The organism is Micromonospora sp. NPDC047812, assembly GCF_040704175.1.
Lineage (GTDB): Bacteria > Actinomycetota > Actinomycetes > Mycobacteriales > Micromonosporaceae > Micromonospora.
Window position 1 is genome coordinate 433764 of record NZ_JBEYRY010000001.1, and the last position, 11500, is coordinate 445263.

General features: G+C 74.9%; 15 protein-coding genes. 7 read left to right on the plus strand and 8 right to left on the minus strand.

The window, feature by feature from the left end:
- Genes AB0883_RS01930 through AB0883_RS01940 form a run of 3 tightly spaced genes read left to right on the plus strand, consistent with a single transcriptional unit; the run spans position 1 to position 1906 of the window.
- The gene (locus AB0883_RS01930) at positions 1-999 is read left to right on the plus strand and encodes an ABC transporter ATP-binding protein (RefSeq protein WP_366638669.1); all 999 of its coding nucleotides are present in this window, start codon (positions 1-3) and stop codon (positions 997-999) included.
- On the plus strand, positions 996-1169 hold the full coding sequence (locus AB0883_RS01935; protein WP_366638671.1) for a hypothetical protein: 174 nt from the start codon (positions 996-998) through the stop codon (positions 1167-1169). The genes AB0883_RS01930 and AB0883_RS01935 overlap by 4 nt, the downstream gene beginning before the upstream one ends.
- A complete protein-coding gene (locus AB0883_RS01940) occupies positions 1166-1906 on the plus strand; it encodes an ABC transporter ATP-binding protein (RefSeq protein WP_366638673.1) in 741 nt (246 codons plus the stop codon). Before AB0883_RS01935 ends, AB0883_RS01940 begins: the two co-directional genes overlap by 4 nt.
- Before the next feature lie 279 nt (positions 1907-2185).
- Here the strand turns inward: AB0883_RS01940 and AB0883_RS01945 are convergent, their stop codons facing one another.
- On the minus strand, positions 2186-2638 hold the full coding sequence (locus tag AB0883_RS01945) for a GNAT family N-acetyltransferase (RefSeq protein WP_366638675.1): 453 nt from the start codon (positions 2636-2638) through the stop codon (positions 2186-2188).
- 74 nt (positions 2639-2712) lie between these two features.
- Here AB0883_RS01945 and AB0883_RS01950 point away from each other — a divergent pair, with 74 nt between their 5' ends.
- A complete protein-coding gene (locus tag AB0883_RS01950) occupies positions 2713-3225 on the plus strand; it encodes an ion channel (RefSeq protein WP_366638677.1) in 513 nt (170 codons plus the stop codon).
- On the opposite strand, the gene AB0883_RS01955 is transcribed toward AB0883_RS01950, so the two are convergent.
- The gene (locus AB0883_RS01955) at positions 3152-4720 is read right to left on the minus strand and encodes an alpha/beta hydrolase (RefSeq protein WP_366640232.1); all 1569 of its coding nucleotides are present in this window, start codon (positions 4718-4720) and stop codon (positions 3152-3154) included. The genes AB0883_RS01950 and AB0883_RS01955 overlap by 74 nt on opposite strands.
- Positions 4721-4773: 53 nt before the next feature.
- Complete coding sequence (locus AB0883_RS01960; RefSeq protein ID WP_366638679.1) at positions 4774-5886, minus strand: ATP-dependent DNA ligase; 1113 nt, start codon at positions 5884-5886, stop codon at positions 4774-4776.
- A 135-nt stretch (positions 5887-6021) separates the two neighbouring features.
- Between AB0883_RS01960 and AB0883_RS01965 the strand changes: the two genes are divergently transcribed.
- Positions 6022-6234 (plus strand): hypothetical protein, encoded by a 213-nt coding sequence (locus AB0883_RS01965; protein WP_121395905.1) that lies wholly within the window; start codon positions 6022-6024, stop codon positions 6232-6234.
- A 152-nt stretch (positions 6235-6386) separates the two neighbouring features.
- A complete protein-coding gene (locus tag AB0883_RS01970; RefSeq protein WP_366638681.1) occupies positions 6387-6809 on the plus strand; it encodes an SRPBCC family protein in 423 nt (140 codons plus the stop codon).
- Here AB0883_RS01970 and AB0883_RS01975 read toward each other — a convergent pair.
- Positions 6784-7275, minus strand: a complete 492-nt coding sequence (locus AB0883_RS01975; RefSeq protein ID WP_366640234.1) for a GNAT family N-acetyltransferase — start codon at positions 7273-7275, stop codon at positions 6784-6786. The genes AB0883_RS01970 and AB0883_RS01975 overlap by 26 nt on opposite strands.
- Before the next feature lie 86 nt (positions 7276-7361).
- Here AB0883_RS01975 and AB0883_RS01980 point away from each other — a divergent pair, with 86 nt between their 5' ends.
- Positions 7362-7865: a DUF1990 domain-containing protein gene (locus AB0883_RS01980; protein ID WP_366638683.1), complete on the plus strand. Its 504-nt coding sequence runs from the start codon at positions 7362-7364 to the stop codon at positions 7863-7865.
- Between the two features lie 117 nt (positions 7866-7982).
- Here the strand turns inward: AB0883_RS01980 and AB0883_RS01985 are convergent, their stop codons facing one another.
- The 4 genes from AB0883_RS01985 to AB0883_RS02000 all read right to left on the minus strand — a co-directional run bounded on the left by AB0883_RS01985 (position 7983) and on the right by AB0883_RS02000 (position 11381).
- Positions 7983-8903 carry a DNA-3-methyladenine glycosylase 2 family protein gene (locus AB0883_RS01985; RefSeq protein ID WP_366638685.1) on the minus strand — a complete coding sequence of 307 codons (921 nt, stop codon included), beginning with the start codon at positions 8901-8903 and terminating at the stop codon, positions 7983-7985.
- Between the two features lie 157 nt (positions 8904-9060).
- Positions 9061-9690 carry a hypothetical protein gene (locus tag AB0883_RS01990; RefSeq protein ID WP_366638686.1) on the minus strand — a complete coding sequence of 210 codons (630 nt, stop codon included), beginning with the start codon at positions 9688-9690 and terminating at the stop codon, positions 9061-9063.
- A gap of 219 nt (positions 9691-9909) precedes the next feature.
- Positions 9910-10689, minus strand: coding sequence for a zf-HC2 domain-containing protein (locus AB0883_RS01995; RefSeq protein WP_366638688.1), 780 nt, complete (start codon positions 10687-10689; stop codon positions 9910-9912).
- A complete protein-coding gene (locus AB0883_RS02000) occupies positions 10686-11381 on the minus strand; it encodes a sigma-70 family RNA polymerase sigma factor (RefSeq protein ID WP_366638690.1) in 696 nt (231 codons plus the stop codon). Before AB0883_RS02000 ends, AB0883_RS01995 begins: the two co-directional genes overlap by 4 nt.
- Positions 11382-11500 lie beyond the last annotated feature (119 nt).

The following is an 11500-nucleotide window of genomic DNA, read 5'->3' on the forward strand; positions in this document are numbered from 1 at the left end:
ATGACCGCTACCGCGGAGACCACCGCCGTGCCGGACCTGGCCGCCCTGCAACAGCGGGCCGCCCAGCGTGCGGCCGAGCGGGCCGGCGGCCGGGACCGGTTGCGCGGGCACATCGTCTGCGACGGGCTGGTCCGGATCTTCAAGACCGAGGGGGTGGAGGTCGTCGCGTTGCAGGGGCTCGACCTGGTCATCGACCGGGGCGAGCTGGTGGCGATCGTCGGCGCCTCCGGTTCGGGGAAGTCGACACTGCTGAACATCCTCTCCGGGCTGGACACGCCCACCGCCGGCATCGCCCGCGTGGGGGAGTACGACCTGCTCAACCTCTCCACCCGGCGGCGACTGAGCTACCGGCGGAGCATGGTCGGATTCGTCTGGCAGCAGACCGGCCGCAACCTGCTGCCGTACCTGACCGCGCTGGAGAACGTCGAGCTGCCGATGCGGCTCGCCGGGCGGCGCGGCGGGCGCCGGGCCCACCGCGAGCGGGCCCGGGAGCTGCTCGACATGGTCGGGGTCAGTCACTGTGCCGACCGGCGGCCCGGGCAGCTCAGCGGCGGCGAGCAGCAGCGCTGCGCGGTCGCGGTGGCGGTGGCCAACGATCCCGAGGTCCTCTTCGCCGACGAGCCGACCGGTGAGCTGGACGAGGCGACCGGAGCCGACGTCTTCGCGACGCTGCGCACCATCAACGCCGAACTCGGCGTCACCATCGTGGTGGTCACCCACGACCACGCCGTGGCCAACCAGGTCCGCCGGACCGTTGCGATCCGCGACGGCCGGACCGCCTCCGAGGTACGCCGGACCGCGCGGATCGGCGCGGACGGCAGCCCCGAACTGGTCAGCGAGGAGTACGCCGTGCTCGACCGCAGCGGCCGGATGCAGCTGCCGGCGCCGTTCGTGGACGCGTTGTCGCTGCGGGACCGGGTGCGGCTCAACCTGGAGCCGGACCACGTGGAGGTGCGCCCGGGCGACCGGCCGCAGGACGAGCGGGAGACGCCGCGGTGAGCGGGCGGGTCGTCGTGGCGCTGGACGGGCGGGAAGCCGCCGCGGCGGGCGGGCGGGAAGCCCGCGCGCTGGGCGGGTGGAAGGCCCTCGCCGTGGGCGGGCGGGGCATCAGTCGGTACCGCGCGGTCGATCCGGTCGACCGCGCCGAGCACAGCGGGGCGGGATCATGAGCGAGCACGACGTGACGTCGGACGGACGGTCGGCCGGGGCGGTGGCGGGCGCCACGGTCACCGACGAGGTGGTCCGCGTCGAGGGGGTCAGCCGCACGTTCGGCCGCGGCGAGCACGCGGTGCACGCCGTACGGGACGTGTCGTTCTCGGCCGGGCGGGGCGAGCTGGTGGCCGTACGCGGTCGCTCCGGGGCGGGCAAGACGACCCTGCTGAACCTGGTGGGCGGGCTGGACCGGCCCGACTCGGGCCGGGTGGTGGTCGCCGGGCACGACGTCACCGGCGCCGGTGAGAAGGAACTGCTGGAGCTGCGCCGCGGCACGGTCGGCTTCGTGTTCCAGACCTTCGGGCTGGTGCCGATCCTGTCCGCCGCCGAGAACGTCGGCGTACCGCTGCGGCTGGCGCGGGTCCCGGCGGCCGAGCGGGAGGAGCGGGTGGCGGTGCTGCTCGAGCTGGTGGGTCTCGGCGGGCACGCGGGCCAGCGCCCGTACGAGCTCTCGGGCGGGCAGCAGCAGCGGGTGGCGGTGGCGCGGGCCCTGGCCAACGAGCCGGACCTGCTGATCGCCGACGAGCCCACCGGTCAGCTCGACTCCGAGACCGGCCGGTCGATCATGGACCTGCTCCGGGCGGTCGTGCACGCCCGGGGCATGACCGCGCTGGTCGCCACCCACGATCCGGCCCTGATCGACCTCGCCGACCGCGTCCTCACCCTCCGCGACGGCCACCTCCTCCCCGCCTGAAACCGCCCCCACCACCCATCCCTGGCTCCCTCCACGGCCCCGCCCGCCCCGCCGGCCCTCGGCCCCGCCCCGCCCGCTCCGCCCTCGGCCCCGCCCGCCCCGCCCTCGGCCCCGCCCGCCCCGCCCGCCCCGTCCGCTCGATCATGCAGTTGTGGTGGGAGTTCCCAGGTGCTTCATCCCTTTTGTCGAGCACCAGAACTGCATGATCGACGGGCCGCGGGGCGGTGGGCCGTGGGCGGCGGGGGGTGGCGGTGGGCTGGACGGGAGAGGGAGAGAGGGTTAGAGGGGGAGCTTCATGCCCTCGTGGGTGGGGAGGAAGCCGAGGTTGAGGTAGAAGCGGTGGGCGTCGTGGCGGGTCTTGTCGGTGGTGAGCTGGACCAGGGCGCAACCACGCTGCTTCGCCTGGTCGACCGCCCAGGTGATCATCTGCCGGCCGAGGCCCCGCCCGCGTAGGTCGGAGCGGACGCGGACCGCCTCGATCAGCTGCCGTTCCGCGCCGTGCCGGCCCAGGCCGGGGATGTAGGTGAGCTGCATACAGCCGAGCAGCTCACCGTCCGCGTCGGCCACGATCAGCTGGTTGCGCGGGTCGGCGTCGATGTCGGCGAACGCCTTCTCGTACCGGGCGTCGACCTCCGTGAAGTCGCGGGTCCTGCCGAGCACGTCGTCGGCGAGCAGGGCGATCACGGCGGGCAGGTCGGCTCGGACGGCCTCGCGGAAGATCACGTCACTCATGCCGCTCAGCGTGGCACAGTGAGCTGGGCCGATGGGCGGGCAGCGCTGGCGTACGGGGGGCAACATGACTGTCCATGGACGTCCTGCTGTTGCCGTTCCGGTTGATCTACCGGGGGCTGGTCTGGTTCGCCAACTCGCCCCGTACGTTGATCATCTCCTACCTGGTGATGATCGTGGTGGCCGGCGTGATCTACGGCCACGTGGAGAAGCGCAGCCCGGCGGACGCCATCTGGTGGGCGGTGGTGACCGCGTCCACCGTCGGCTACGGCGACATCTCCCCGGTGAGCTGGCAGGGCCGTACCCTGGCCGCGCTGCTCATCTCGACCATGGTGCTGCTGGTCATCCCGTTGATCACGGCGCACTTCGCCAGTCAGCTCATCGTCGACGACGACGCCTTCGAGCACGAGGAGCAGGAGCAGCTCAAGGCCGACGTGCGCCGGATGCGGGCGCTGCTGGAGGAGATCGCGGCCCGGCAGGGCATCGACCTGCCCGACCTGCCGCCGGCACGACCGGTCAGCGGGCCGGGCAGCGCAGCCCATCCCTGGGCACGACCAGGTCGATCAGGTAGGCGTCGACCGCCCCGGTGACGCAGGAGGTCTGCGGGTACGCGGTGTGCCCCTCGCCCTCCCACGTGAGCACCCGGCCCACGCCCAGCATCGCGGCCAGCGCCGGGGTCTGCTCGTAGGGCGTCGCGGGGTCGCCGGTGGTGCCCACCACCAGGATCGGCGGCGCCCCCGTGGCCGGGCCCGTCGGGTACGGGTCGCGCCCCCCGGGCCACTCGGCGCAGGAGAGCAGGCCGACGGCCAGGGCCGGCCCGAACAGCGGGTACTTCGCCCGCCACTGCGACTGGAGCTGCCGGATGCGTTCCCGGCTCGGCTTCTGCTCCTCGTCGGCGCAGTTGACCGCCAGGTTGGCGTCGAACATGTTCGAGTAGTGCCCGTCGGAGTCCCGGTCGGCGTACGCGTCGGCGAGGCGGAACACGTCTGCCGGGTCGCCGCCCTCCAGCTTGTCGATGGCGCGGGCCAGCTCCTGCCACCCCGACTCGGTGTAGAGCGACGAGATGATCGCGTAGAAGACCCAGCCCGCGGTCGCCTCCCGGCCGTCGTCCCCGCGCACCGGGGACACCCGCGCCTTGTCGATCGCCGAGGTGACCGCGCCCCGGGCGTCGGGGGCGATCGGGCAGCGCCCGGCGTTGGCCGCGCACCACGTGGTGAAGTTGCCGAAGGCCCGCTCGAAGCCCTTGGCCTGGCCCTCCGAGCCGGCGATCAGGTCCTGCTCCGGGTCGACCGCGCCGTCGAGGACCAGCGCCCGTACCCGCTGCGGGAAGAGCTGGGCGTAGGTGGCCCCGAGCAGGGTGCCGTAGGAGTAGCCGAGGTAGGTCAGCTTGTCGTCGCCGACGGCGGCGCGGACCGCGTCCATGTCCCGGGCGGCCTGCTCGGTGCCGTAGAGCGGCAGCTGGTCGCCGTAGCGGTCGCCGCAGCCGCGCCCGATCCGCTGGCTGAGCGCGACGAAGCCGTCGAACGACTCCTGGCTCTCCGGGTCGGGGTCGTAGCCGAAGCTGGCGTCCAGGTCGGCGTCGGGGATGCACTTGACCGGGCTGGAACGGGACACCCCGCGCGGGTCGAAGCCGACGATGTCGAACCGGTCGGTGATCGAGGCGGGCAGGCCCCCGAACGCCGGTCCGAAGGAGAGGTAGACGGCCGTGTCCACGCCGGAGCCGCCGGGCCCGCCCGGGTTGATCACCAGCGAGCCGATCCGGTCGCGCTGTTTGGTCGACCGGGCCCGCAGCAGCGCGATCTCGAAGGTCTGCCCGGTGCCCGGCCCGGCGGTGGCCCCGCCGCCCGTGCCCGTGCCCCAGTCGCGCGGCACCTTGATCCGCGCGCACTCGTAGCGGATGTTCGGCGCGCCGCGCCCGACCAGCTCCTCGGCCACCTCCGGGCAGGCCCGCCAGGTGGGCGCCGTGCCGGGGGCGGCTGCCTCGCCGCCGGCCTCCGTCCGAGGGGCGATCGCCGGGATGGTGCAGCCGGCGGCGACCAGCGCGGCGGCGGCCAGCCCGGCGAGGGTGAGCCGGAACCGGCGGATCCGGTCGGGGGTGCGGGTCACGAGCGGGCCTCCGTGTCGGGTCGACGACCAGGCTACGCCGGACCGGCGGCGGACCCCACGGTCACCGTGGGATCGCCGCGCAGCACCTGGTCCACATCGAACCGTACGGGCCGGTCGAGCTGGTCGTAGCGGCAGGAGCGGGGATCACGGTCGGGCCGCCAGCGGACGAACCGGGCGGTGTGCCGGAACCGGTCGCCCTCCATGGCGTCGTAGCCGACCTCGACCACCAGCTCGGGGCGCAGCGGCTCCCACTCGAGGTTGCGGGCGCCCGTCCAGCGGCTCACCCCGCCGGGGAGGCGCTGGCCGCGTTCGTGGTCGCCGTGCACCCACGGGTGGTCGGCGCCGACGTCACGGTAGGGCTCCAGCTCCTCCAGCAGCTCCGCGCGGCGGGCCATGGTGAACGACGCGCTCACCCCGACGTGGTGCAGGACCCCGTCGTCGTCGTGCAGGCCGAGCAGGAGCGAGCCGACCACCGGGCCGGACTTGTGCCAGCGGAAGCCGGCCACCACCACGTCGGCCGTGCGGGCGTGCTTGACCTTGAACATGAGCCGCTTGCCCGGCTCGTAGGGCAGGTCGGCCGGCTTGGCGATCAGGCCGTCCAGGCCGGCGCCCTCGAAGACGTCGAACCAGCGGTGCGCGGTGTCGGCGTCGGTGGTCACCTGGGTGACGTGCACCGGCGGGCGCACCCCGGCCAGCGCCGACTCCAGCCGGGCCCGACGCCGGGGGTAGGGCTCGTCGAGCAGCGTCTCGTCGTCGAGGGCGAGCAGGTCGAAGGCGACGAAGTCGGCCGGGGTCGTCTCGGCCAGCAGCTTGACCCGGGACGCGGCCGGGTGGATGCGCTGGGCGAGCAGCTCGAAGTCGAGCCGGGGCTGCCCGCCCGGGCCGTCGCGCCGGATCACGATCAGCTCGCCGTCGACCGCGCACCGCGCGGGCAGCTGGCGGCGGGCCTGCTCGACCACCTCGGGGAAGTAGCGGGTCATCGACTTGCCGCCGCGGCTGGCCAGCTCCACCTCGTCGCCGTCGCGGAACACGATGCACCGGAAGCCGTCCCACTTCGGCTCGTAGGTCATCCCGGGCGCGGTGGGGATCCGCGGGACGCTCTTGGCCAGCATCGGCTCGACCGGCGGACTGATCGGCAGCTTCACGGCGACAGTCAACCAGACCGCACCGACAGTCGTGAGGCAGAACACGTTCGGCCGGCGGGCGGCGTGTCCGGCCGCGCGCCGCTCGTGCCGCACCGGGCGAATCGCAAAAGCGCAGGTCAGAGCTACCTTCGCGGGGTGTCGGAGTGGGTGTGCGGGTGTTGCGGGCGGTGGCGGGTGAGCGTCGAGCTGATCCGGGGCCGCTACCGGTACCGGCTGGTGCGCCGCTATCCCCGGCAGTTCGGCGGGGGCAAGGACGTGCTCGGCGAGGCCGGCACGGTGGCGGAGCTGGAGGAACTGCTGCGCCGGCGTACCCCTCTCGGGCTGGCCGACCTGCGCGAGGCCGCCTGACCCGGCGGCGGCCGGGCCCGGCGGACACCCCGGCGATCCGCCGGCCCGGCACCGCGGCGGGCCGGCCGGCGGACGCCCCGTCACGATTCCGTAGCCGGCGTCGTCGAGACTGGCAGCGGCGCCGTCGGGCGCCGACACGGGGAGGAGGCGCGATGCGGTTCGAGGCCGGTACGGAGGTGGCCGCCGGGGCGGGACGGGTCTGGGCGGTGCTGGTCGACGTGGAGCGGTGGCCGGAGTGGACGCCCTCGGTGCGCCGGGTGCTACGGGGGGAGGCGGGGCCGCTCGCGGTGGGCGCCACCGCCCGGCTGGAGCAGCCGAAGCTGCGACCGGCGCTGTGGCGGGTCACCGAGCTGACCGAGGGCCGGTCGTTCTCCTGGGTGTCCGGCAGCCCGGGGGTGCGCACGCTCGGCGAGCACCGGGTGCTGCCGCTGCCCGACGGGCGCAGCCGCGTCGAGTTGGCCATCACGCAGACCGGGCCGCTGGCCGGGCCCGTCGGCTGGCTCTACGGCGACCTGATGCGCCGCTACCTGCGGCTGGAGGCCGACGGGCTCAGGCGTCGCTGCGAGCGGGACTGACCGCCTTCTCCAGCAGGGCGAGCCGGATGCCGTTCGCGTCCGGCCGGTGCCCGACGACCCGGTAGCCGTGCCGCTGGTACAGCCGCAGGTTCTGCGCGCTGTCGGCGCCCGTGAGGAGCGCGAAGCGGCGTACCCGGGCGGCGCAGACCGCCTCCACGGCGCGCAGCAGCCGCCCGCCGACGCCCCGGCCCTGCTGGTCCGGGGCGACGGAGAGCCGGCCGACGTGCGCGGTGTCGCCGTCGACGTGCGCCCGGACGGAGCCGACCAGCCGGCCGCCGAGCCGGGCGGTGAGCACCGTCGCCGGCCCCGCCAGCGCGGCCCGCACCTCGTCCAGGGTCTCGGTCAGCGGGGGCAGGAACGGATCCGCGTAGTGCTGTGCCTCGGTGAGGAACGCGGCGCGCTGCACGGTGAGGATCTCGCCGGCGTCGGCGACGTCGGCGGGGGCGATGCGCGGCTCGGTGATCACCTCGACAGCCAACCACAGGCCACCGGGCGGGCCGCCCGCACCGCCCGTACGCTGGCGGTCGTCCCGTCGAGCCGTGGGGGTACGTCGTGCCGGCACTGACCTATCCGCACGTGGGCGCCACCGAGACCGGCGAGCTGCCGCCCGGCTGGCGGCACGTGCGGCACCGCGTCCGGCTGCCCGACTCCTGCTTCGCCGCCGCCGGGGACGCCGTGCTCGGCTGGCGGCTGCACCGGGCCGCCGGCATCCGGATCGCCGCCACCGCCGAGCGGGCCGCCCCCGGGGTCCGGGTGGTCTCCGGGCTGGGCGTCGGCCCGCTGCGGCTGGCCGCGCCCTGCGAGGTGGTCTGGGCCGTCGACGACGGGCGGCGGGCCGGCTTCGGGTACGGCACGCTGCCCGGGCACCCGGCGCGCGGCGAGGAGGCGTTCGTGGTCAGCCGCGACGCCGCCGGCCACGTCTGGTTCGAGGTGGTCGCGTTCAGCCGGCCGGACCGCTGGGTCATGCGCGCCGCCGGGCCCGCCGGTCGGGCCTTCCAGCGGGCGTACGCCTGGTGGCTCGGCCGCACCCTGCGCCGCCTCTGCGCGCGCCCCTGAACCGCACCCGTCGCCAGCCGTCGTCGCGGCCCGCCACGACGACCCGCGTGCCGGCCAGCACCGAGCTGCACAGCGGCGGCATCCCCGGCGCGAAGCCCGACGGGCGGCGGGACCCGGTCAGAACCGGGCGAAGGAGCGGATCGGCATCCGCGGGCCGTACTTCGGCGCCTGCACGCCACCGGCCGCCAGCAGCACGCAGACCCGCCCCCGGTGCCCCCGGAACGGCTCCAGCAGGGCCAGCATCCGGGCGTCGTCGCCGCGCGGCTCGCCCGCCAGGGCCCAGGCCACCGTGTTCGGCACGTGGAAGTCGCCGACGCTGACCGCGTCCGGGTCCCCGTACGCGACGCGCACCACCTCGGCGGCGGTCCACGGGCCGATGCCGGCGATGGCGGTCAGCCGGCGGGTGGCCTCGGCGGAGTCCGCGCAGCGCTCCAGCCGGTCGGCGACGGCCGCCGCGCGGCGCAGCGTCTCGGCCCGGCGCTGCTCCACGCCGAACGGGTGGAACACCCAGTACGGGGTGGCGGCCACCGCCGCCGGGTCCGGCGGCAGCAGCAGCGGCTGCATCGGTCCGGGCGCCGCCTCGGCGAAGTGCCGCACCGTCGCCGCGTACGCCCGGTACGCCTCCTTGCCGGTCACCTTCTGCTCGAAGACCGCCCGCAGCAGCCGGGGGAAGACCTGCCCCGTGGCCGGCATGCGCAGCCCCTGGTGCTGGGCCGCGAGCCGCGCCACCACGGGGTGGGCGGCGGCGAGCGCCGCGAACCCGCCCACGTCGTCCCGGAGCCCGGCGACCGCGTCCGCCCACTCCACCACCCGGTCGGCCCCGGGACCGTAGCCCTCGGCGAGCAGGGCGCCGCCGGCCGGCCGCAGGGCGAGGGTGGCCGGACCGTCCGGGGTGCGGGCGGCCCACCAGAAGGTGCCGGCCGCGACGCGCGCGCAGGGGTCGTACGGGCTGAAGGTCAACGCCCGGACCGACGCGGCCAGCCGGTACCCGGCGGGCGGGCGCAGCTCCCGACGCGCGGTGGGTTCGGTCCCGGTCACCCGCACATGCTGTCACGTCCCCGGCCCGTGACCGGCGACACCGCCGGGCGCGCCCGGTCCGGCGATGCCGCCGGTCCGGCGTCGTGGCCGGTCCGGCGTCGTGGCCGGTCACCGGCCGCGCCCTCCCCGGCCACGACCGGCCACCGGGTCCCGTGGGTCAGTACGAGTAGTTCGAGTCGCCCTGCCCGGCCTTCTCGTCGGACGGCGGTGCGACCGGCTTCGGGGTGCCCGTCGGCAGGCAGCTGAGGTTCTTCCTGCCGTCCGGGGCCACCACGAACCAGGTGCCCCCGACGCCCTGGCCCTTCCACTGGCCGGGCTTCCTGTCCCCGACGTAGCGGTAGAGCGGCCAGCCGTCGAGGGTGATCTGCCGGCTGCCGTCCTGGCGGGTCACGGTGCCGACCTTGTCGTCGGAGACGCCGTTGAGCTCCGGGTTGCCGTCGGTCAGCGCCGGGGGCCACACCTGGGCGCACTTGTCGACGCAGTTCGACGAGGGCGGGTCGTTGGTGTCCTTGTCGAAGCGGTAGAGGATCCACCCGTCCTGGTCGGTGACCACGCTGCCCATCCGGGCGACCTTCCGGCCGTTCAGCTCCTCGGTCAGGTCCGCGTCGGCGGGCGGCGCGGCCGGGGACGGCGAGGTCTCCGGCTCGGGCGCCGCGGTGGACTCGGCGGCGGTCACGGCGACCGGCTCGGCCGCGCCCGGGTTGGCCCCCTCGTAACCCGCGGGAGCGCAGGCCGTCAACGCGACCATCGCGCTCGCGACGATGACGGTTCGCTTCATCTGTGCCACGTGCCCTCCTCGTTTTATGGCGTTCACCGGTTGATACGGAGGGGACGTTGTCGAGGTTGAATTCGTAATCGTGGTCGATGTCACGGAGAACCGTTGAACCGAACGGCCCCGGAATTCGTTTCCCGCGACGAGACGAAATTGCGCCGACACGATTCCGGAAACGGCACGGCGGATCGGCGCCGGTCGTCGTGCTGGCCGGCGCCGATCCCGCGGCGGGTGTTACATCTGCACCGTGACCAGCGGGTTCGCCACCCCGCCGGCGTCCACCGACTGCACCTGGAACTGCTTGATGTCATCGAGTCGCGTCGACGTCGACGCCGACAGGCTCAGCTTGTCGGGGCGCGCGTTGGTGCCGTACCCGGTGCCGGGCACCGACCACGTGGAGATCACCTCGGTGCTGTTGTTCTTCCGCACCACGACGAGCCGGCACGTCCGGGGACCGGGCAGCTTGGCGAGGATGAAGTCCACGCCCGTGCCGAAGTCCTTCGACACGACGAAGAAGGTCGCCTCGACGCCGGTGGTCGCGTCGACGACGTTGACCGGGTCGCCCTCCGGCAGCGTCCCGCCGATGTCCGGGTCGTTCGGATCGCTGGAACGGCTGGCCGTCGGCGGGACGACCGGCGCGGTGGCGGTCGGCTCGGCCACCACCTCGGGGGCGCTGTCGCCGGCGATGCTGGCGAAGCCGAGCCCGGTCGCGCCACCGAGGACCAGCACCGCCGCCGCCGTGGCGAGCAGCTGCCGGAACCGGTTGCGCCGCCGGTGGGCGCGGACCGCGACCAGCGTCCGGTCCAGCAGGGCCGGGTCGGTACGGGTCTGCTCCAGCGCGGCCATCGTCTCGCCGTCGATGTCGGAGAGCAGGCCCACGACCGGCACCATCGTCTCCAGCTCGGCGGCGCACGCCCAGCAGGTGGCGAGGTGCTCCTCGAACCGTTCCGTGTCGCGCGCGTCCAGCACGCCGAGCGCGTACGCCGCGACGTCCATGTGGTCCGCCCGGCTCATTCCGTCACCCCCCGTTCGTGCAGAGCCGTGCGCAGCGCGCGCAGCGCGTAGTAGACCCGCGACTTGGCGGTGCCGAGCGGAAGGCCCAGCTCCTCGGCCGCCTCCGGCACCGTCCGCCCCCGGAAGTACGTGGCCACCAGGATCTCCCGGTGCGACTGGCTCAGCGTACGCAGCGCGTCCGCCACCGTCATCGTGCGCAGCACCCGGTCGGTGCTGTCCGCCTCGGCGAACGCGGTCAGGTCCCGGTCGTACGTCTCGGCCGGCCGGGCCTGCTCGCTGCGGTGCTCGTCGATGGCGATCCGCCGGGCCACCGTGACCAGCCACGGCCGCAGCGAGCCCTGCCCCTGCACGCCCAGCCGGTGCGCGTTGCGCCACGCCCGCAGCAGCGTCTCCTGGACGATGTCCTCCGCCCGCTGCCGGTCGCCGCCGGTGAGCCGCATGACGAACGCCAGCAGCGGCCCGGCGTGCTCGGCGTAGAGCAGCCGGATCAGCCGATCCGAGTGACCCGCCTCGGTGGACGGTGCCGCCTGGTGGCGCCCCGGGGCGGATCTCGGCGTCACCGGCCCATTCTGGCGAGGCGCCTGGCGGGCGTCGACCCCGCGTGCCGCCGCGCCCGGCCGGGACTGGGACCGCGCGGACATCCAGTCCGGTCGTGCCCTGTCGCCGTGCCAACCGGCCGCCACCGCGTGCATGCAGACCTCCGGGTGTCCGATGACATCGGCCGCCTCCCACGGGCACGGCCGCCCGTTGGTACGCAGCGCCCGGACGAACGGATCAACGGCGCGCGGAAAAGATTCCGCCTCCGCACCCG